The sequence below is a fragment of the Pseudomonas triticifolii genome (genome assembly GCF_014358015.1).
GTDB lineage: Bacteria > Pseudomonadota > Gammaproteobacteria > Pseudomonadales > Pseudomonadaceae > Aquipseudomonas > Aquipseudomonas triticifolii.
Genome location: NZ_JACONV010000017.1, coordinates 13,468 through 34,257, shown reverse-complemented (window position 1 = coordinate 34,257; position 20,790 = coordinate 13,468). Strand labels below are relative to the sequence as shown.

Sequence of the window (20,790 nt, the reverse complement as noted above, 5' to 3'; positions counted from 1 at the left end):
GTTTCTCCTCAGAAGCCTTCAGGTGCGCGAGTGTGCCAGTCGGTGACCTGCTGATACTGGTGCGCGACGTTGAGCAGACGGCCTTCCTGGAAATACGGTGCGAGCAATTGCACGCCCACCGGCAGACCTTCGACGAAGCCTGCAGGCATCGACAGGCCCGGCAGGCCCGCCAGGTTGGCGGTAATGGTGTAGAAGTCTTCCAGGTACTCGGCAATCGGGTCGTTGGTCTTGGCACCGATTTTCCAGGCCGGGTTAGGCGTGGTCGGGCCGAGGATCACGTCGACTTCGGCGAACGCATTCATGAAGTCATTCTTGATCAGGCGACGGATTTTCTGCGCCTGCAGGTAATAGGCGTCGTAATAGCCGGCCGACAGCGCATAAGCGCCAACCATGATGCGACGCTGCACTTCCGGGCCAAAGCCTTCGGCGCGCGAGCGCTTGTACAGGTCGGTCAGATCCTTGGGGTTTTCGCAGCGATAGCCGAACCGCACGCCGTCGAAGCGCGACAGGTTGGAAGACGCCTCTGCCGGTGCGATGACGTAATAGGCCGGGATACCGTGCTGCAGGTTCGGCAGGCTGATTTCCTTGACGATGGCGCCGAGTTTTTCCAGCTCCTTGACGCTGTCGTGGACCAACTGCGCGATGCGTGGGTCCAGGCCTGCACTGAAATACTCTTTCGGCAAGCCGATACGCAGGCCTTTGAGCGATGCGTTGAGGGTCGCCGAGTAATCCGGGACGGGCTCATCGATGCTGGTGGAGTCCTGTGCGTCGAAACCGGCCATGCCTTGTAGCAGCAGGGCGCAGTCTTCTGCAGTGCGGGCCATCGGGCCGGCCTGATCAAGGCTGGACGCGTAGGCGATCATGCCCCAGCGCGACACACGACCATAAGTCGGCTTGAGGCCGGTCAGGTTGGTCAATGCTGCAGGCTGGCGGATCGAGCCGCCGGTGTCGGTGCCAGTCGCGGCAGGCAGCAGGCGTGCCGCAACGGCCGCCGCCGAACCACCGGATGAGCCGCCGGGAACGCACTCAAGGTTCCACGGGTTTTTGACTGCGCCGTAGTGGCTCGACTCGTTGGCCGAACCCATGGCGAATTCGTCCATGTTGGTCTTGCCCAGCGTCACCGTACCGGCCGAGGCCAGTCGGGAAACCACGGTGGCATCGTACGGTGCCTTGAAATTGTCGAGCATCAGCGAGCCGCAACTGGTGCGGATGCCCTGGGTGCAGAACAGGTCCTTGTGAGCCAGAGGCGCGCCGAGCAGGGCGCCATTCTCACCGGCAGCACGGCGTGCGTCTGCGGCCTGGGCCTGGGTGATGGCCAGGTCTTCGGTCAGGCTGATGAAACTGTTGAGCTGAGGGTCGAGCTGCGCGATGCGCGCCAGCAGGACACGGGTCAGTTCTTCAGAGGAAAACTTCTTTTCGGCGAGTCCGCGGGCGATCTCGGCCAGAGTCATTTGATGCATGCAGGCTCTTTCCCTTACTCGATGACTTTCGGAACCAGATAAAGTCCGTCCTGGACGGCTGGTGCGATGGCTTGGTAAGTCTCGCGACGATTTCGCTCGGTAACGGCGTCTTCGCGCAGGCGCTGAGAGGCTTCCAGCGGGTGGGCGAGGGGTTCGATGCCGGTCGTGTCGACCGCCTGCATCTGATCGACCAGCCCTAAAATACTGTTGAGGGCTTCGGTGGTACGTGGGATATCGGCGTCATTAAGACCCAGTCGGGCCAGATGAGCGATCTTTTCCACGTCGGAGCGTTCAAGCGCCATGGGGGTATCTCCAGTGGAATACGAGCAGGTTTGCTTTATAGCAGAATGCGGAACACTATCGTGTTTCTGCGGTCTCAAGCCGCTAACGTCGAGGGTCGTGGTCATAAAAGCGCCAATTTAACATATTGGCTCCTTGCCCAAAATCCCTGTCGTTGTTAGAGTTTGCCGCACTTTTTTACCCACGCGTTCCCTAGGGTCCCTTTCCCATGTTCAAGAAACTGCGTGGCATGTTTTCCAGTGATCTATCCATCGACCTGGGCACTGCCAACACCCTTATTTACGTGCGTGAGCGCGGTATCGTTCTGAATGAGCCCTCTGTCGTTGCCATCCGTACTCACGGCAACCAGAAGAGTGTCGTGGCCGTCGGTACAGAAGCCAAGCGCATGCTGGGCCGTACACCAGGCAACATTGCAGCCATCCGCCCCATGAAGGACGGCGTCATCGCCGATTTCAGCGTCTGCGAGAAGATGCTTCAGTACTTCATCAACAAGGTCCACGAAAACAGCTTTCTGCAGCCCAGCCCTCGTGTGCTGATCTGCGTTCCGTGCAAATCCACCCAGGTTGAGCGCCGCGCCATTCGCGAGTCGGCCCTGGGTGCAGGTGCGCGTGAAGTGTTTCTGATCGAAGAGCCCATGGCTGCGGCCATCGGTGCAGGCCTGCCGGTTGAAGAGGCGCGTGGCTCGATGGTTGTCGACATCGGCGGCGGTACCACTGAAATCGCACTGATCTCCCTGAACGGCGTGGTCTATGCCGAATCCGTTCGTGTGGGCGGCGACCGCTTCGACGAAGCGATCATCACCTATGTGCGCCGCAACTACGGCAGCCTGATCGGCGAATCCACTGCCGAGCGCATCAAGCAGGAAATCGGCACGGCCTACCCGGGCGGCGAAGTGCGTGAAGTCGACGTGCGTGGCCGTAACCTGGCCGAAGGTGTTCCACGTGCCTTCACGCTGAACTCCAACGAAGTGCTCGAAGCGCTGCAGGAGTCGCTGGCGACTATCGTTCAGGCCGTGAAAAGCGCCCTTGAACAGTCTCCGCCGGAACTGGCTTCGGACATCGCCGAGCGCGGTCTGGTATTGACCGGCGGCGGTGCGTTGCTGCGTGATCTGGACAAACTGCTGGCTCAGGAAACCGGTCTGCCGGTCATCGTTGCCGAAGACCCGCTGACGTGTGTGGCACGTGGTGGTGGCCGTGCGCTGGAAATGATGGATAAGCACACCATGGATCTGCTCTCCAGCGAGTAATTCGCCGGGGTGCCTGACATGAGCCTTTTGTTTACAGGTGGCGCTTGTGCTGCCTGTATGCGTTAGGCTGATGTCAAATCAGGGTGCCTATTTCTTTCATCTGTCCAGGCCGGTTCCATACCGCATGAATATCTGCCAATTGAAGCTCGATCCGTTGATCGCATGCCCCGGAGGAGCGGCCTATTAAACCGCTTTTCGCAAAAGGCCCGTCATTGGGCGTTCGTCTGCTGGTACTGGCTGTGTTGTCTGTGGCGTTGATGGTGGTCGACGCACGCTTCACAATCCTCAAGCCCGTGCGCAGCCAGATGTCACTGGTCTTGATGCAATCCTACTGGATCGTCGATTTGCCGCAGCGCATGTTTCAGGGCGTTGCGAGCCAGTTTGGCAGCCGTACCGAGCTGATCGCCGAAAACGAAAAACTCAAGACCGAAGCGCTGCTGCTTCAGGGTCGCCTGCAAAAGCTGGCGGCACTGACCGAGCAGAACGTTCGCCTGCGCGAGTTGTTGAACTCCTCGGCGCTGGTCAACGAGAAAGTCGAAGTTGCCGAGCTGATCGGCATGGATCCCAATCCCTTCACCCATCGCATCATCATCAACAAGGGTGAGCGTGACGGCGTGGTGCTCGGTCAGCCAGTGCTCGACGCACGGGGTCTGATGGGGCAGGTGGTCGAGCTCATGCCTTATACCTCGCGTGTGCTGCTGCTGACCGACACGACCCACAGCATTCCGGTTCAGGTCAACCGTAACGGCCTGCGCGCCATTGCCAGCGGCACCGGGAACCCGGAACGCCTTGAATTGCGTCACGTCGCCGACACGGCGGACATCAAGGAGGGCGACCTGCTGGTCAGCTCTGGCCTGGGGCAACGCTTCCCTGCGGGTTATCCCGTGGCGACCGTGAAAGAAGTCATCCATGACTCCGGTCAGCCGTTCGCCATTGTGCGCGCCGTGCCGACGGCCGCCCTGAACCGCAGCCGCTACCTGCTGCTGGTGTTCTCCGACGGCCGCTCGCCTGAAGAGCGTGCCGCCGATGCCGCCCTGGCGCAGGAATCCATCGACAAGGGGCTTGAGCCCGCTACGGTGCCGACCCTGCCGCCGCCAGCCCCTGCGTTCCCGATGTGGTCGCAGCCGGTCGTGCCGGTGTTCCCGACCAGCACCACTACGCACCGTGCGGCGGGGCAGGGCGCAAGCCAGGCACCGGCTGCAGCACCGTCAACGCCCGCGTCAAGACCGGCCTCGCGGCCTGCTGCCTCCCAGCCCCCGGCTTCTTCACCTTCCAGCTCTCGGGAGCGTATCGATGGTTAGTCATGTTTCCGGACGCAATGGCTGGGTCGTCTGGCTTACCTTCGCAATTGGTCTTTTGCTGAGTGTTTCGCCGCTGCCGCAGTTCATGGAGATTTTCCGGCCTCTTTGGCTGGCCTTGCTGCTGACCTTCTGGGTGCTGGCCCTGCCGCACAAGTACGGCATGACCACTGCGTGGCTGCTGGGGCTTGCGGAGGACGTGTTGTATGGCACGTTGCTGGGTCAGAACGCGCTCATTCTCAGCCTGATCACGTTTCTGGTCATGTCGTTGCAGCAGCGCCTGCGCATGTTCCCGATGTGGCAACAGTGTCTTGTTCTGCTGGTGGTGTTCGGTCTGGCGCAGCTCGCCCAACTGTGGCTCAGTGCCTTGACCGGTAACCGTCAGCCAACCCTGGCGCTTGTCTTGCCCGCATTGGTCAGCGCCTTGCTGTGGCCTTGGGTCAGCTATGGCTTACGTGGATTGCGCAAGCGTTTGAAGATCAATTAAGCGCAACGTGAACACAGCGGCCTGCGTGGCGCCGTGTTCATTGTCACCGACACGGAGAGTTCCTCATGCCCTCGCTCTATCTGGCTTCCGGCTCACCGCGCCGTCGCGAACTGCTCACCCAGATCGGTGTGCCTTTCACGGTGCTGACTGCGCAGATCGACGAAACCCCTTTCGATTCGGAAACACCGTCTGCCTACGTCGAGCGTCTGGCGCTGGGTAAGGCGCGGGCGGGTCTGGCGCTGCTGGCCGGCGACCGGCAGGCGTGCGTGATGGGCGCCGACACCGCGGTGGTGCAAGGCAGCCGGATTCTTGGCAAACCTGTGGATGAGGCCGATGCCCTGGGCATGCTGGCCGCGCTATCGGGAACCGAGCATGAAGTCATGACCGCCATTGCCCTGATCGACCATCAGCGCAGCGAAGCCTGTGTCGTCACCAGTCGCGTGCGCTTTCGCCCGATTCAGCCCCATGAGGCCAGCGCCTACTGGGCCAGCGGCGAGCCGCATGACAAGGCCGGTGGCTATGCCATTCAAGGCCTGGCGGCAATCTTCGTCGAGAGCCTGCAAGGCAGCTATTCTGGAGTAGTTGGCCTACCTCTGTGCGAAACCGCGGAACTGCTGGGTCGTTTCGGCATACCCTGTTGGCAATACCTGGAAGGTAACAAGCCATGAGTGAAGAGATTCTGATCAACATCACCCCGATGGAGTCGCGGGTGGCGCTAGTGGAAAACGGTGTGCTGCAAGAGGTCCACGTTGAGCGGACCCAGCGTCGGGGCATCGTGGGCAATATCTACAAGGGCAAAGTTGTGCGTGTGCTGCCCGGCATGCAGGCCGCGTTCATCGACATTGGTCTGGACCGCGCTGCCTTCATTCATGCGTCGGAAATTTCCATGCGCGAAGGTCCCGCTGTCGAAAGCATTGCCTCGCTGGTGCATGACGGGCAGAGCCTGGTCGTACAAGTCACCAAGGACCCGATCGGCAGCAAGGGCGCGCGGCTCACCACGCAGTTGTCGATCCCGTCCCGTTATCTGGTCTACATGCCGCGCACCGCGCATGTTGGTATCTCGCTGAAGATCGAGGACGAGGCCGAGCGTGAGCGCCTCAAGAAAGTCGTCAGCGATTGTGTGGCGCTGGAAGGCATCAAAGAGTCGGGTGGCTTCATCCTGCGCACCGCCGCCGAAGGTGCAGGCGCTGACGAAATCCTCATGGACATCCGTTATCTGCGCAGGCTCTGGGATCAGATCGGCGAGCAGATCAAGACCGTCAGCCCGCCCACGGTCATCTACGAAGACCTGGGGCTGGCCTTGCGCACCTTGCGCGATCTGGTCAGCCCGCGCATCGAGAAGATCCGTATCGACTCACGCGAGACCTTCCAGAAAACCACGCAGTTCGTTGCCGAACTGATGCCGGAGATCGCCGATCGTCTTGAGCATTACCCGGGCGAGCGGCCGATTTTCGACCTGTACGGCGTCGAGGACGAAATCCAGAAGGCCCTGGAGCGCAAGGTGCCGCTCAAGTCGGGCGGCTATCTGGTGGTCGATCCTGCTGAAGCGATGAGTACCATCGACGTCAACACCGGGGCGTTCGTCGGGCATCGTAATCTGGAAGAAACCATCTTCAAGACCAACCTTGAAGCGGCCACCGCCATCGCCCGCCAGCTGCGCCTGCGCAACCTGGGCGGCATCATCATCATCGATTTCATCGACATGGAAGACGGTGAGCATCAGCGTCAGGTGCTGCGCACGCTGGAAAAGCAGCTGGAGCGCGATCACGCCAAGACCAACATCATCGGCATCACCGAGCTGGGGCTGGTGCAGATGACCCGCAAGCGCACCCGTGAAAGCCTGGAACAGGTGCTGTGCGAGCCTTGTCATTGCTGTCAGGGACGCGGCAAGTTGAAGACCCCGGAAACCATCTGTTACGAAATCTTCCGTGAGATTCTGCGTGAGGCCAGAGCCTACCAGGCAGTGGGTTATCGCGTGTTGGCCAACCAGCGTGTCGTTGACCGCCTGCTCGACGAAGAATCGGGCAATGTGGCTGAGCTTGAGAGCTTTATCGGTCGCACCATTCGTTTTCAGGTAGAAACCATGTACTCGCAGGAACAATACGACGTCGTACTGCTCTGAGATTGTCACCGTTCCATTGTTTGCAACAAGCGCCCGACGGGGTTCTGCCGGTCTACCCTTATATCGAGAATGATGCGTGGCGAATGAGCAAAACCTGTACCTGACCGGACCCGCCTGCGTGAATCATGTTCATGTCGAGCGCCCCGAACGGCGATGCCTGTCGTGGAGGGCGTGCTGATGCAACGTCTTCCGCGTCTGGTTGCGGCGATGACCCGTTGGGGCCTGAGTCTTTGCGCGCTGATTCTGGTACTCGCTGCACTTTATGTGAGCGTCGGGCGGCAGCTCACGCCGATGGTGGCCGAGTACCGCGTCGATGTGGAGACCAAAGCCAGCGCGGCGTTGAACATGCCACTGAGCATCGGCAGTCTCGAAGGCAGCTGGAGCGGCTTTACGCCTGTGGTGCTGGCCCACGATGTGATGGTGGGCGAGGGCAGCAGCGCCTTGCGTCTGGACAGCGTCAGGGTCGTGCCCGATATGTGGGAGAGCCTGCTGGCCCGGGACGTGCGGCTCGCGCATCTGGAGGTCGATGGCCTCAAGGTGGTGCTCAAGCAGGATCAGGACGGACACTGGGCGGCGCAAGGTTTGCCTGTCAGCCAGGACAGTGCCTTCAATCCGGAGCAAGTGCTGACGCAGATGCAAATGGTGTCGCAGCTGTCACTGCTCAACAGCCAGGTGACCCTGCAGCCCTTCGCTGAGTCCCCGTTGACCCTCACCTACGTCAACCTGAGCCTGGCGACAGGCAGCTATCACCAGCGCCTCGACGCCCGGCTGACCCTGCCCGATGGCCAGCCGCTGGCCGTAAATGTGCAGTCGCGCATTGAGGCCAGTCGCTGGAAGGAAGGCGAGGCCGACGTTTACGCAAGCCTGCCGCAAAGCGACTGGGCCAAGTGGCTGCCCAAAAGCATGACGCAGGAGTGGACGCTGTCCAGGCTGCAGGCCGGCGGCGAATTCTGGTTGAGCTGGGGGCAGGGTTCGGTGAAGAGTGCGGTCGCCCGTCTTCATGCCCCGATGCTCAAGGGTGTGTATGCCAAGCGCAAGCCAGCGACCATTGAAGATCTGGCGCTGAATGCCTGGTTCGAACGCACGGAAAAGGGCTTCGATGTGAAGCTTGATTCGCTGGCGATGAGCCTTGGCAGCACGCGCTGGGAAAGTCGGCTGCAGTTGAAGCAGACCGCCGCGACCGCTGACAGCGGCGAGCTGTGGCACGTGCAGGCCGACCGCCTTGACCTGACGCCTCTAACGCCCCTGATTGACTCGCTGGCACCGCTGCCTGACCCGGTCATGGCCGTGGTGGACGGGCTCAAGGTGACGGGCGGGCTGCGTAACGTATTGCTCGACTATCGCCCGCAGGAGACCGGCGACAAGCGCTTTGGCTTTGCTGCCAATCTGGACAAAGTCGGCTTCAACGCCTATCACGGCGCTCCGGCTGCCGCGAACGTCAGTGGGGCCATCAGTGGTGACCTTGGACAGGGCGAATTGCGTCTGGACACCAACGATTTCATGCTGCATCTGGACCCGATCTTCGCCAAGCCCTGGCGTTATCAGAAGGCCAATGCGCGCCTGACCTGGACACTGGACGATCGGGCCTTCACGTTGATCGCGCCTTACATCAAGGTATTGGGCGATGAAGGCAAGATCGCCGCCGATTTCCTGATTCGCATCCATCTCAAGCACGACCAGGAAGACTACATGGACCTGCGCGTCGGCATGGTCGATGGCGATGGGCGCTACACCGGCAAATACCTGCCAGCCGTCCTGAGTCCCGACCTGGACCAATGGCTGCGCACGGCCGTTGTGAGCGGCGCGGTCAAGCAGGGCTTTTTCCAGTATCAGGGTTCGCTGAACAAGAATTCCCCCGACACGGCGCGGGTGATCAGCCTGTTTTTCGACGTGAATAACGCAACCCTCGCGTTCCAGCCGGGCTGGCCTTCGCTGACCGGTGTGGATGGCAAGGTCTACGTCGAGAACAGTGGTGTGCGGGTCAAGGCCAGCAAAGGGCAGTTGCTCAATACGCAGGTCAGCAACGTCGTCGTCAATATTCCGCACGTGCCGTCAGGGCAGGACAGTCACCTTCTGGTGGACGGCAACTTCTCCGGCACGCTGGCCGATGGCATGAAGATTCTGCAGGAAGCACCTATAGGCACCGGCAGCACGTTCGCCGGGTGGCAGGCTGAAGGGCCGCTCAGCGGCAAGCTCAAGCTGGATATTCCGCTGGCCAAAGGCACCGAACCCAAGATCGCGGTGGATTTCAGCACCGAGAATGCACGCCTGAAACTGGCCGATCCTGTTTTGGACCTCACACAACTCAAAGGTGATTTCCGCTTCGACAGCGCCAGCGGGCTCAGTGGCAAAGGTATTCGTGCCCAGGCGTTCGACCGCCCGATCACGGCAGAGATTGCCGCCGAGGGCAAGCCGGGCGCCAATGTGACGCGCATCATGGCCAATGGGCAAATCACCCTCAAGCGTCTGACCGAATGGCTCGACGTCAAGCAGCCGCTGCCGGTCTCGGGCGACATGCCGTTTCAGTTGCAACTCACGCTGGACGAGAAAGACAGCCCGCTGCTGATCACCTCGCCCCTGAAGGGTGTGGTGATTGATCTGCCTGCGCCGTTTGGCAAGACGGCGGAGCAGGAGCGCGCCAGCGAATTCCGTATGACGCTCAAAGGCGCTGAAAGACGTTTCGGAGCCGCGTACGGCGACCTGGCCAACCTGGCTTATGCAGCGCCAGCGGGAAAGATCGCTGACGGACGCGGCGAACTGTTTCTGGGCCAAGGCGGCGCTATTGTGCCCGACGCCAAGGGACTGCGAGTCCGCGGCAGCCTGACGGAGCTGGACGTCGCGCCCTGGCAGGCTATCGCGGAGCGCTACTCGGGCAGCGACCCGGGCGGCAGCGCCAAACAGCTGGTCAACAGCGTCGACCTGCAGATCGGCAAGCTGACGGCGATGGGCACCACACTGGACGACGTGCGTGTGCAACTGCAACGCGCCGCTGCCGCCTGGTCACTGTCGCTGGACAGCGCGCTGGCCAAGGGCACTGCTACGTTGCCCGATGCCAAGTCCGCGCCGATCGGCATCAACATGCTGTACGTGCGTCTGCCTGCGGCCGACCCAAACGCAGCGGTGGTCGAGAACGCGCCCGACCCGCTGGCTGATATCGATCCCCGCAAGATTCCGGCACTGGACGTCAAGATATCCCAGCTGTTTCAGGGCGATCAGCTACTGGGCGCCTGGGCGCTGAAGACTCGTCCAAGCGTTGCAGGCATGCGCATGACTGACCTCAGCCTTGGCCTCAAAGGCATTCTGCTGGAAGGTGAAGGTGTGTGGGAGGGGACGCCCGGATCCAGCAGCAGCTGGTTCAAAGGGCATCTGGGCGGCAAGAGTCTGGGCGATGTGCTCAAGGCCTGGGGGTTTGCACCGACGGTCACCAGCGAAAGCTTCGACCTGAATTTTGACGGCCGCTGGCCTGGTTCCCCGGCATGGGTGGGGCTCAAACGTTACACTGGCAGCCTGGACGCGACGTTGCGCAGCGGCCAGTTCGTCGAGGTCGAGGGCGGTGCCCAGGCCCTGCGTGTGTTCGGCTTGCTGAACTTCAACTCCATCGGCCGTCGCCTGCGTCTGGATTTCTCTGACCTGCTCGGCAAGGGCCTCAGCTATGATCGGGTCAAAGGTCTGCTGGTGGCCAGTGACGGCGTTTACGTCACCCGCAACCCCATCACACTGACAGGGCCATCGAGTAACCTTGAACTCAACGGTACGCTGGACATGGTCAAGGACCGTGTCGATGCCAAGCTGCTGGTCACGCTCCCCGTCACCAACAACCTGCCGATTGCCGCGCTGATCGTTGGCGCGCCAGCCATTGGCGGTGCGTTGTTCCTGGTGGACAAGCTGTTGGGCGACAAGGTCGCTCGCTTTGCCAGTGTGCAGTACAAGGTCGAAGGTCCGTGGAAAGAACCGAAGATCACCTTCGACAAGCCTTTTGAAAAGCCTCAATAGCGCGGCATGGAGTACAGTGGTGCCCATGTCATTCAAAAAAGGGTCGCCATGTCTTTTGCCGTGATTCAGATGGTCAGTCAGAGCGATATCGCGGGCAATCTGGCTCGCGCACGTGCCTTGCTGGAACAGGCCGCTGAGGGCGGTGCCCGGCTTGCTGTGCTGCCCGAGAACTTTGCCGCCATGGGCCGTCGCGACGCAGCTGACATTGGTCGCGCTGAAGCCTCTGGTCAGGGATTGATCCTGCCGTGGTTGAAACAGGCCGCCCGTGACCTCAGGTTATGGATAGTTGCCGGAACCATTCCCCTCCCGCCCGATGGCCAGCCCGAGCGCAAGGTCACGGCCTGCTCGTTGCTGGTCGATGAGCACGGCGAGCAGGTAGCGAGGTACGACAAGCTGCACCTGTTCGATGTGGACGTTGCCGACAGTCGAGGTCGCTACCGGGAGTCGGATGACTATGCTCATGGAAACAACGTCGTGGTGGCCGACACTCCGGTTGGAAGGCTCGGACTCAGTGTCTGTTATGACCTGCGCTTCCCGGAGCTGTACACCGCGCTGCGTGAAGCCGGTGCCGAGCTGATCACTGCGCCGTCGGCGTTTACCGCTGTGACGGGGGCCGCGCACTGGGAAGTTCTGCTCCGGGCGCGGGCCATCGAAACCCAGTGCTACCTGCTGGCCGCCGCGCAAGGCGGGGTGCATCCAGGGCGCCGCGAAACTTACGGACACGCCGCCATTATCGATCCATGGGGGCGGGTCCTGGCTCAGCACGCGCAGGGTGAAACCGTGCTGCTGGCCACGCGTGACAGTGAAGAACAGGCGTCCATACGGGCGCGGATGCCGGTGTCCAGTCACCGGCGCTTTTTTTCGCAGGACGCCTTGCGGCCTGCTTCGGAGTGAATATGAGTGACGTGTCCTCAGTCAGCGAACACCTTCTGGCCCCCGGCGGCCTGAGCCTCGACAGCCTGCAATCAGTGTTGGGCGAGCTGGCAGGCCCGGGTATCGACGCAGCTGATCTGTATTTTCAAGGCATGATTTCTGAATCCTGGTCGCTCGAAGACGGAATCGTCAAAGAAGGCAGTTTCAACCTTGATCAGGGTGTGGGAGTCCGTGCGCAATCCGGTGAGAAGACCGGTTTTGCGTACAGCAATGCCATCACCGAAGAAGCGCTGCTTACCGCCGCGCGTGCTGCGCGCTCCATCTCCCGTGCCGGGCAGAATGGTCGTGTTCAGGCGTTCACCTCCCAGGACGTGACGCAGCTCTATGCACCGGATAACCCGCTGGAAGTACTGACCCGCGCTGAAAAGGTGGCCTTGCTCAAGCGCATCGACGTGGCAACCCGTGCCCTGGATTCGCGTATCCAGCAGGTCTCGGTAAGCATGGCCGGTGTCTGGGAGCGGATTCTGGTGGCGGCTGCCGATGGCAGCCTTGCCGCCGATGTGCGCCCGCTGGTGCGCTTCAACGTCAGTGTCATCGTCGAGCAGAACGGCCGTCGCGAGCGTGGCGGCCATGGCGGTGGCGGGCGTACTGACTACCGCTATTTCCTGACCGACGACCGCGCCATGGGCTATGCCCGCGAGGCGCTGCGTCAGGCGCTGGTCAACCTGGAAGCGATTCCCGCACCGGCAGGCACCTTGCCAGTCGTGCTGGGTTCGGGCTGGTCGGGCGTTCTGCTGCACGAAGCGGTGGGGCATGGCCTGGAAGGCGACTTCAATCGCAAAGGCAGCTCAGCCTACAGCGGCCGCATGGGCGAGATGGTCGCTTCCAAGTTGTGCACCATCGTTGATGACGGCACGCTGGCCGGTCGTCGTGGTTCTCTGAGCGTCGATGACGAAGGCACGCCCACAGAATGCACGACCCTGATCGAGAACGGCGTTCTCAAGGGTTATATGCAGGACAAACTGAACGCACGGCTGATGGGCGTGGCGCGGACCGGCAACGGCCGTCGCGAATCCTATGCACACCTGCCGATGCCACGCATGACCAACACCTACATGCTGGGCGGTCAGAGTGATCCACAGGAAATCATCGCCTCGGTGAAGCGCGGCATCTATTGCGCCAATCTGGGCGGCGGCCAGGTGGACATCACCAGCGGCAAGTTCGTGTTCTCGACCAGCGAGGCGTATCTGATCGAAGACGGCAAGATCACCGCGCCGGTCAAAGGTGCGACCTTGATCGGGAACGGGCCGGAAGCCATGAGTCGGGTTTCGATGGTGGGTAACGACCTGTCGCTGGATAGCGGCGTCGGTACCTGCGGCAAGGACGGGCAATCTGTGCCAGTGGGCGTGGGTCAGCCTACGCTGAAAATCGACGCGATTACCGTGGGCGGCACAGGCAACTGAACATGAGTCGGGACTGGCCGATGGCGGCCGGTCCCGAGGTCGAGATCAACGCAGACCGCGTTGAATTTCGTCCAGCTCACGGATGTATTTGAAGATTTTGCGGCTGGTGGCCGGCGGTTTGTTGCGTGCAACTTCGTGTTGCGCCTGACGGATCAAAGAGCGCAGTTGCTGGCGATCGGCGTCCGGGTATTCGACCACGAATTTTTCCAGGTCGCTGTCATCACCCGCGATCAGGCGATCACGCCAGCGTTCAAGACCGTGGAAACGTTCGTTGTATTGGCGAGTGGAGGCATCGAGTTGGTCCAGCAAAACCAGAATGGCTTCCTGATCCTGATCGCGCATCAGCTTGCCAATGAACAGGATGTGCCGCTTGCGCGCAATGTTGGCCGTGTGCTTGGGCGCTTCGGCCAAAGCCTTGCGCAGCGCATCGGTCAACGGCAGCTTGGCCAGTACATCGGCTTTAAGTGTCGTCAGTCGCTCGCCGAGATCAACCAGAGCATGCAGCTCTCGTTTGACCTGGGTTTTGCTTTTCTCCCCGTCGAGGGAGTCGTCGTAAGAATCAACCATGGGGGCAGTCCGCTAAGAAACGCCGCCATGATAACCAGTCGAGGGCCGCTTGTCCGGCCCGGTCGGTATTCGGCCTGTGCCGAAAGCAGAATTTGATGGAGAAAGTCATGAGTGCAACTCAAAGCGTCGGCCCACAGGCCTTGCCCGAACTGCAGGAACAGGTCGAGCAGATCATCGCCGAAGCCAGGCGTCAGGGCGCCAGCGCATGTGAAGTCGCGGTGTCGCTGGAGCAGGGACTGTCGACCTCGGTACGTCAGCGCGAAGTCGAAACGGTCGAGTTCAACCGCGATCAGGGGTTTGGCATTACCTTGTACGTCGGCCAGCGCAAAGGCTCGGCCAGCACTTCGGCCACGGGTGCCGATGCGATTCGCGAAACGGTCGCTGCAGCCTTGGCGATTGCCGAGCATACGTCGGAGGATGAAAGCTCGGGTCTTGCCGATGCTGCGTTGATGGCCAGGGAGACCATGGATTTTGATCTCTATCACGCCTGGGACATCACGCCCGAGCAGGCCATCGAGAAGGCGCTGCTGTGCGAGGCTGCCGCTTTTGATGCAGACAACCGCATCAAGAACGCCGATGGCACCACGCTCAACACCCATCAGGGCTGCCGTGTGTACGGCAACAGCAATGGTTTTATCGGGGGCTACGCCTCGACCCGTCACAGCCTCAGTTGCGTGATGATCGCCGAAGGCGAAGGCCAGATGCAGCGTGATTACTGGTACGACGTGAATCGTCAGGGGCAGTTGCTGGCGGATGCCGAGAGCATCGGTCGCAAGGCGGCGCAGCGCGCCGCGAGCCGCCTGGGCGCGCGCCCTGTCCCGACCTGCGAAGTGCCAGTACTGTTTTCCGCCGAACTGGCGGGTGGTCTGTTCGGCAGCTTTCTGGGCGCGGTTTCCGGCGGCACGCTGTATCGCAAATCCTCATTCCTGCAGGACTCGCTGGGGCAACGCCTGTTTCCCGAGTGGATGACCATCGACGAGCGTCCACACCTGATGCGGGCCATGGGCAGCTCTGCATTCGACAGCGACGGCCTGGCGACCTACGCCAAACCCTTTGTTGAAAAGGGCGACCTGGTGTCTTACGTGCTCAGCACCTATTCGGGCCGCAAACTGGGCATGCCGAGTACGGCCAACGCGGGCGGTGTACACAACCTGTTCGTTACCCATGGCACGGAAGATCAGGACGCGCTGATCCGGCGCATGGGTCGTGGCCTGCTGGTCACCGAGCTGATGGGCAGTGGCCTGAACATGGTCACGGGTGATTACTCGCGTGGCGCGGCGGGTTTCTGGGTCGAGAATGGCGAGATTCAGTTCCCGGTTCAGGAAGTCACCATTGCCGGCAACATGCGTGACATGTTCAAGCAGATCGTCGCCGTTGGCAGCGATCTTGAACTGCGCAGCAACATACGCACGGGTTCGGTACTGATTGAGCGTATGACGGTGGCGGGTAGCTGACGCACATCCGTTTGGTGGGGTCGTGCATCTTTTCGCGAGGGTCGTATCTCCAAAGGTGCATCTCGATTGACGGTTCCCGCCTCTTCGCGAGCAAGCTCGCTCCCACGAGGTTATGGAGTTCTGAGTGGTAGCAAGCTTGCTCCCACGAGGTTGCGTAGTCATGAGTGGGAGCGAGCTTGCTCGCGAAGGCTGTGTTTCGGGCGCTGGGTTTCAATCGGACGGACCAGCGCTTTAGCGAAAAAGCTCGCCCCATTTGCCACGCAGTCGGCTGATTGCGCCCATTCTCTTCCCACCAACCCGCTAGCGCAGCGCACGGTAATACCCGCCTGGCACCCTTCATCCGATCTTCCCCTCCGATCAGAAATCCAACACCGCTCTTGTTTTGATTATTGATCTCATTCAATAATGAATCTCATTTCATATTGAGATGCGTTCATGGGATCTGTTCTGCACGAGCTGCCTTATCTGGAAAACTGGCGTGGTTTGAGCCTGCGGATTCGCTGTGCCTTTGAGCCTGACGAGCCGAGGCTGATCGAGCATTACCTCGCCGAAGGGCGCTATCTGGCGCGTTTCACCGCCACCCCTCACACCCTGATCGCCGAAACCGCCTTCCGTCTTTTAATGGATACCGCTCGCGACACGATGCTGCCCTGGCATTGGCGCTGCCTGTGTCTGGATCAGGCCTGGCGCCCGCTGCGCGATGTCGAGGCGCTTGCCTCCACGCCTGCTCGCCGTCAGCGCTGGGAGGCCTGTGTTCATCAACTGGCGTCCTGCGTGCTGCAACCCTCGATTTCTTCTTCTGAACTGGTGCAAGGACATTGCGATGAGTAATACCCGTATCGAACGCGACAGCATGGGCTCGTTACAAGTGCCGGCCGAGGCTCTGTATGGCGCTCAGACTCAACGTGCGGTGGATAACTTTCCGATCAGCCATCAGCGTATGCCTGCGCAATTCATTCGGGCCTTGCTGCTCGCCAAGGCTGCGGCGGCTCACGCGAACCTTGAGCTGGAGCAGATCAGCGAAGGGCAGAGCACAGCGATTGTCGGTGCAGTCGAGCAACTGCTGGGCAGCGATTTCATGACCCATTTTCCGGTGGATATCTTTCAGACCGGATCGGGTACCAGCACCAACATGAACGCCAACGAGGTGATCGCCACCCTCGCCAGCCGCATTCTGGGCGAGCCGATCAACCCCAATGACCACGTCAACTGCGGGCAAAGCAGCAACGACATCATTCCGACGACGATTCACGTGAGCGCCGCGCTGGCGCTGCATGAACAACTGCTGCCCGCCTTGAATCATCTGGTGCACGTCACAGAACACAAAGCCGTTCAGGTTCACAGCTTCGTCAAGACCGGCCGCACACACTTGATGGACGCCATGCCGGTGCGCATGAGCCAGGTGCTGAACGGTTGGTCGCAGCAGATTCGCGCCAACATCGAACATCTCCAGGGGCTGCAACCCAGTCTTCAGGCGTTGGCCCAGGGTGGCACGGCAGTCGGCACCGGGATCAATGCGCACCCCGAGTTTGCCGGTCGCTTCAGTGCGCACCTCAGCGCACTGAGCGGCGTCAACTTCACACAAGGCAAGGATTTGTTTGCGCTGATCGGCTCCCAGGACACAGCGGTCGCTGTCTCGGGTCAGCTCAAGGCGACGGCCGTTTCGCTGATGAAGATCGCCAATGACCTGCGCTGGATGAATTCCGGCCCATTGGCAGGACTCGGTGAAATCGAGCTTGAGGCCCTGCAGCCGGGCTCCTCGATCATGCCGGGCAAGGTCAATCCGGTGATCCCGGAAGCCACCGCGATGGTGGCGGCACAGGTGATTGGCAACGACGCCACGATCACTGTGGCTGGCCAGTCCGGCAATTTTGAGCTGAACGTGATGCTGCCCATCATCGCGCAGAACCTGCTCAGCAGCATTGAATTGCTCGCTAACGCCAGCCGCCTGCTGGCTGACAAGGCGATTGCCAGCTTCAAGGTCAACGACGCCCGGCTCAAGGAGGCGCTGTCTCGCAACCCGATTCTGGTCACGGCGCTCAACCCGATCATTGGCTACCAGAAGGCTGCTGAAATTGCCAAGAAAGCCTATCAGGAAGGTCGTCCGGTGATCGACGTTGCGCTTGAGCACACCGACTTGCAACGCAGCCAGCTGGAAGTGCTGCTCAACCCCGAAAAACTCACCGCCGGCGGCATCTGATTCCATCCGGCCAACGCACCTGGAGGTCTGTCATGCAGCATTGGAAACGCACCATTGAGCTGGCCAATCGCTGTTTCAATCTCGGCGAATGGGTCGAAGCCCGCGAGCTGTACCTCCAGGCCCTGGCGCTGGCGCAAGTGCTGTTCGGGCGCTGGGCCGATGCTGACGAAGCCGTTGCGGCCTGTGTGGTTTCTCACCACAACCTGGCCGACCTGCACCTGAGTCTGGGTCAGCCGGAGGAGAGTGCCGAGTACCTGTGCGCCATCCACCAGCACCTATTGCAGACCCTGCAGGACACGCGTTTGTCGCCCGCCTTGCGTCAGGCTGCGTTGCGCCATAGCCGTAAAACCTATGCCGAACTGTTGGCGTTCATCAGCGAGTACGGCGAATACCCACGCACCCATCGATTGCTGAACAGCAGTGGCCAGCACACGCGCTCATCGTTGCAGCGTGATTCAGCGGCCACCTCAGGCCTTTTCTACGGAGCACATTGATATGCCTTATACCTTGCCAGCACTGCCTTACGCCTACGATGCGCTTGAGCCGCACATTGATGCGCAGACCATGGAGATCCACTACACCAAGCACCACCAGACGTACATCAACAACCTTAACGCCGCTGTGGAGGGCACCGAATACGCCGAATGGCCTATCGAAAAACTGGTCGCCAGCGTCAAGCAGTTGCCTGAAAACCTGCGTGCTGCGGTGATCAACCAGGGCGGCGGGCACGCCAACCATTCGTTGTTCTGGGAGGTCATGGTGCCCGGCGGTGGTGGTTTGCCAAACGGGGGAGTTGCCCAGGCCATCGACGAACAATTGGGCGGCTTCGACAGTTTCAAGGAAGCGTTCACCAAGGCTGCGCTGACGCGTTTCGGCAGCGGCTGGGCCTGGCTGAGCGTCACACCGGACAAAAAACTGGTGGTGGAAAGCAGCGGTAATCAGGACAGCCCACTGATGAATGGCAACACACCGATTCTCGGCCTCGATGTCTGGGAGCACGCCTACTACCTGCGCTACCAGAACCGTCGTCCGGAATACATCAACGCGTTTTACAACGTCGTCAATTGGGACGAAGTGTCCCGGCGCTATCAAGCCGCTGTGGCCTGATTTTCCATCACCATCATCCAGGGCCGTTTATGCGTTCTGAAATACTCGCGACCAGCAGTGTGCGGTTGTTTCGTCTGGCGGTAGGGACCGTGCTGCTTCTGGCGGGTATGGTGTTACTGGCGGCCCAGGGGCTGGCGTGGTTGAACCTTGAGCCGCGCCTGTTGCACGCTCTGGACGGTGGCGCGGTCTGTGGCTTGGGCGCGGAGGGCGGGGCGGGGTTGACGGCTCACTCGCCCTCGTCGAACCGGTTGTTGATCAGCTCGACCAGACCGTCCAGTGCGTCCTGCTCGCCGTCGCCTTCAGTCAGCAAATGAATCTCGGTGCCTTTACCGGCGGCCAGCATCATCACAGCCATGATGCTCTTGCCGTCGACCATGCTGTCCGGCGAACGGCCGACGCGGATCTGGCAGGGAAACTTGCCGGCTACCCCAACGAACTTGGCGGCCGCACGGGCGTGCAGGCCCAATTTGTTGATGATGGTGATTTGACGGGCGGGCATCGCAGAAAAGATCCTTTCAGCTGAGGTCGCGGTGGCGAACCTGAACGTTCTTGAGTGATTGTTGCAAGACCTGACCCAGTCGCTCTGTCAGGTAGACGGAACGATGATGCCCGCCTGTGCAGCCTATGGCGATAGTCACGTACGAGCGATTGCTGGCCGCGAAACGGGGTAGCCATTTGTTGAGGTACGAGAATATATCCTGAAACATCTCTTCGACGTCCGGCTGTGCCGCCAGGTATTCGATCACCGGCTCTTCAAGTCCGGAATGATCGCGCAGTTCAGGCTTCCAGTACGGGTTGGGCAGGCAGCGCACGTCGAACACCAGGTCGGCATCGATCGGCATCCCGCGCTTGAAGCCGAAGGACTCGATCAAAAACGCAGTGCCGGGTTCAGGCTTGTTCAGCAGACGCAGCTTGAGGGCGTCGCGCAACTGATAAAGATTGAGATGCGTGGTGTTGATCTTGAGGTCGGCCAGATCGATGATCGGCCCCAGCAACGTTGTTTCGTCACGAATCGCCTCGGCCAGCGAGCGGTCGGAGGTGCTTAGCGGGTGTCGGCGACGCGTCTCGGAAAAGCGCTTCAGCAAGGTGGCTTCGTCAGCATCCAGATACAGCACGTCGCACTGGATGTTGCGAGCGCGCACTTCGTCGAGCATGGCCGGGAAGCGTGTCAGGTGGCTGGGCAGGTTGCGTGCGTCAATGGACACCGCCAGAAGCGGCTCTGCCAGTTCCGTGTTGATCAGTGCGCGTTCGGCGAGCTCCGGCAGAAGGCCGGCCGGCAGGTTGTCGACACAGTAGAAACCACTGTCTTCCAGCACGTCGAGCGCCGTGCTCTTGCCCGAGCCGGAGCGGCCGCTCACGATGATCATGCGCATGATCAGTTGCCGTTCTGCACGTCTAGCACGACTTGGTAGAGCGCCTCATTGGTCTTGGCGCTGCGCAGGCGTTTGCGTACGTCTTCACGGTCGAGCATGCTGGCAATCTGTCGCAGCAGCTCCAGGTGTTTGTCGGTGGCGGCTTCCGGAACCAGCAGCACGAAGAGCAGGTCCACGGGCGCGCCGTCGATGGCGTCGAAATCCACGGCTGATTCAAGATGGATCACTGCGCTTACAGGATCGCCACAGGCGGCAAGGCGGCAGTGAGGGATGGCAATACCATTGCCAAAACCGGTGGAGCCCAGTTTTTCACGGGCAACCAGCGCTTCAAAAACAGTTTGCGAATCCATGCCCGGCACTTCGCGGCCGATCAGATTGGCAATTTGTTCGAGTACACGCTTCTTGCTGCCGCCCGGCACGTTCACGAGGGAACGGCCGGGGGTCAGGATTTCTTCAATTCGAATCATGTGTGATGAGTGTCAGCGAGCGGTTGCACCCTTGAGGATACTTTGCTGCTTTTCCTTATGCTTGAGCAATTGTCTGTCGAGCTTGTCAGTGAGCAGGTCGATGGCCGCATACATGTCGTCATGTTCAGCATTGGCAACTACCTCCCCACCGTGGATATGCAGCGTGGCTTCGATCTTCTGCTTCAGTTTCTCGACCGCCATCGTGACCTGCACGTTTGTAATCTTGTCAAAATGCCCTTCGAGCTTCTTGAGCTTAAGCTCAACGTATTCACGAAGGGGCTTGGTCACTTCCAGTTGGTGTCCACTGATGTTGACTTGCATACAGCTTTCTCCTTTGCCAGTGCATAAAGAGGCAGGCATGGCGCCTGCCACTGGAACGC

Annotated in this window: 20 protein-coding genes and 1 pseudogene; 14 read left to right on the top strand and 7 right to left on the bottom strand. The window is 60.7% G+C overall.

Annotated features, from left to right (window positions below):
- Positions 1–8 precede the first annotated feature (8 nt).
- The gene (gene gatA, locus H8S56_RS18825) at positions 9–1,460 is read right to left on the bottom strand and encodes an Asp-tRNA(Asn)/Glu-tRNA(Gln) amidotransferase subunit GatA (protein ID WP_024693996.1); all 1,452 of its coding nucleotides are present in this window, start codon (positions 1,458–1,460) and stop codon (positions 9–11) included.
- A 14-nt stretch (positions 1,461–1,474) separates the two neighbouring features.
- Positions 1,475–1,762 carry an Asp-tRNA(Asn)/Glu-tRNA(Gln) amidotransferase subunit GatC gene (gatC, locus tag H8S56_RS18820; RefSeq protein ID WP_024687492.1) on the bottom strand — a complete coding sequence of 96 codons (288 nt, stop codon included), beginning with the start codon at positions 1,760–1,762 and terminating at the stop codon, positions 1,475–1,477.
- A gap of 206 nt (positions 1,763–1,968) precedes the next feature.
- Here gatC and mreB point away from each other — a divergent pair, with 206 nt between their 5' ends.
- From mreB to tldD, 8 genes are all read left to right on the top strand, one after another.
- Positions 1,969–3,006, top strand: coding sequence for a rod shape-determining protein MreB (gene mreB, locus H8S56_RS18815; RefSeq protein ID WP_002555108.1), 1,038 nt, complete (start codon positions 1,969–1,971; stop codon positions 3,004–3,006).
- Between the two features lie 212 nt (positions 3,007–3,218).
- Positions 3,219–4,307 carry a rod shape-determining protein MreC gene (gene mreC / locus H8S56_RS18810; RefSeq protein WP_214654152.1) on the top strand — a complete coding sequence of 363 codons (1,089 nt, stop codon included), beginning with the start codon at positions 3,219–3,221 and terminating at the stop codon, positions 4,305–4,307.
- On the top strand, positions 4,300–4,791 hold the full coding sequence (gene mreD / locus H8S56_RS18805) for a rod shape-determining protein MreD (protein WP_024687490.1): 492 nt from the start codon (positions 4,300–4,302) through the stop codon (positions 4,789–4,791). Before mreC ends, mreD begins: the two co-directional genes overlap by 8 nt.
- Positions 4,792–4,856: 65 nt before the next feature.
- The gene (locus tag H8S56_RS18800; protein ID WP_187519462.1) at positions 4,857–5,459 is read left to right on the top strand and encodes a Maf family protein; all 603 of its coding nucleotides are present in this window, start codon (positions 4,857–4,859) and stop codon (positions 5,457–5,459) included.
- Positions 5,456–6,913 carry a ribonuclease G gene (rng, locus tag H8S56_RS18795; RefSeq protein WP_024687488.1) on the top strand — a complete coding sequence of 486 codons (1,458 nt, stop codon included), beginning with the start codon at positions 5,456–5,458 and terminating at the stop codon, positions 6,911–6,913. The genes H8S56_RS18800 and rng overlap by 4 nt, the downstream gene beginning before the upstream one ends.
- Before the next feature lie 177 nt (positions 6,914–7,090).
- Positions 7,091–10,906 (top strand): YhdP family protein, encoded by a 3,816-nt coding sequence (locus tag H8S56_RS18790; RefSeq protein ID WP_187519461.1) that lies wholly within the window; start codon positions 7,091–7,093, stop codon positions 10,904–10,906.
- A 48-nt stretch (positions 10,907–10,954) separates the two neighbouring features.
- Positions 10,955–11,800, top strand: a complete 846-nt coding sequence (locus H8S56_RS18785; RefSeq protein ID WP_187519460.1) for a carbon-nitrogen hydrolase family protein — start codon at positions 10,955–10,957, stop codon at positions 11,798–11,800.
- Positions 11,801–11,802: 2 nt separating this feature from the next.
- Entirely contained in the window at positions 11,803–13,242 is a 1,440-nt protein-coding gene (tldD, locus tag H8S56_RS18780; protein WP_024687485.1) for a metalloprotease TldD, read from the top strand.
- 45 nt (positions 13,243–13,287) lie between these two features.
- On the opposite strand, the gene yjgA is transcribed toward tldD, so the two are convergent.
- Positions 13,288–13,809, bottom strand: a complete 522-nt coding sequence (gene yjgA / locus H8S56_RS18775; protein WP_024687484.1) for a ribosome biogenesis factor YjgA — start codon at positions 13,807–13,809, stop codon at positions 13,288–13,290.
- A gap of 107 nt (positions 13,810–13,916) precedes the next feature.
- Here yjgA and pmbA point away from each other — a divergent pair, with 107 nt between their 5' ends.
- The 6 genes and pseudogenes from pmbA to H8S56_RS25045 form a co-directional block, all read left to right on the top strand.
- Entirely contained in the window at positions 13,917–15,263 is a 1,347-nt protein-coding gene (pmbA, locus tag H8S56_RS18770; protein ID WP_024687483.1) for a metalloprotease PmbA, read from the top strand.
- A gap of 435 nt (positions 15,264–15,698) precedes the next feature.
- Positions 15,699–16,094, top strand: coding sequence for a hypothetical protein (locus H8S56_RS18765; RefSeq protein WP_024694606.1), 396 nt, complete (start codon positions 15,699–15,701; stop codon positions 16,092–16,094).
- Positions 16,087–17,463 carry a class II fumarate hydratase gene (locus H8S56_RS18760; RefSeq protein ID WP_024687481.1) on the top strand — a complete coding sequence of 459 codons (1,377 nt, stop codon included), beginning with the start codon at positions 16,087–16,089 and terminating at the stop codon, positions 17,461–17,463. The genes H8S56_RS18765 and H8S56_RS18760 overlap by 8 nt, the downstream gene beginning before the upstream one ends.
- 32 nt (positions 17,464–17,495) lie before the next feature.
- A complete protein-coding gene (locus H8S56_RS18755) occupies positions 17,496–17,957 on the top strand; it encodes a tetratricopeptide repeat protein (RefSeq protein ID WP_187519459.1) in 462 nt (153 codons plus the stop codon).
- Position 17,958: 1 nt separating this feature from the next.
- Positions 17,959–18,570 (top strand): superoxide dismutase, encoded by a 612-nt coding sequence (locus H8S56_RS18750; protein WP_187519458.1) that lies wholly within the window; start codon positions 17,959–17,961, stop codon positions 18,568–18,570.
- Between the two features lie 29 nt (positions 18,571–18,599).
- Positions 18,600–18,785, top strand: a pseudogene (locus tag H8S56_RS25045) (ZIP family metal transporter); the annotation flags it as partial.
- A gap of 11 nt (positions 18,786–18,796) precedes the next feature.
- Here the strand turns inward: H8S56_RS25045 and H8S56_RS18745 are convergent.
- From H8S56_RS18745 to hpf, 4 genes are read right to left on the bottom strand one after another with little or no spacing between them, the layout of a single operon-like run.
- A complete protein-coding gene (locus H8S56_RS18745; RefSeq protein ID WP_024687478.1) occupies positions 18,797–19,069 on the bottom strand; it encodes an HPr family phosphocarrier protein in 273 nt (90 codons plus the stop codon).
- A 16-nt stretch (positions 19,070–19,085) separates the two neighbouring features.
- Entirely contained in the window at positions 19,086–19,943 is an 858-nt protein-coding gene (gene rapZ / locus H8S56_RS18740; RefSeq protein WP_024687477.1) for an RNase adapter RapZ, read from the bottom strand.
- 2 nt (positions 19,944–19,945) lie between these two features.
- Positions 19,946–20,410, bottom strand: a complete 465-nt coding sequence (gene ptsN / locus H8S56_RS18735; RefSeq protein WP_024687476.1) for a PTS IIA-like nitrogen regulatory protein PtsN — start codon at positions 20,408–20,410, stop codon at positions 19,946–19,948.
- Positions 20,411–20,422: 12 nt separating this feature from the next.
- The gene (hpf, locus tag H8S56_RS18730) at positions 20,423–20,731 is read right to left on the bottom strand and encodes a ribosome hibernation-promoting factor, HPF/YfiA family (protein ID WP_024687475.1); all 309 of its coding nucleotides are present in this window, start codon (positions 20,729–20,731) and stop codon (positions 20,423–20,425) included.
- Between the last annotated feature and the right edge of the window lie 59 nt (positions 20,732–20,790).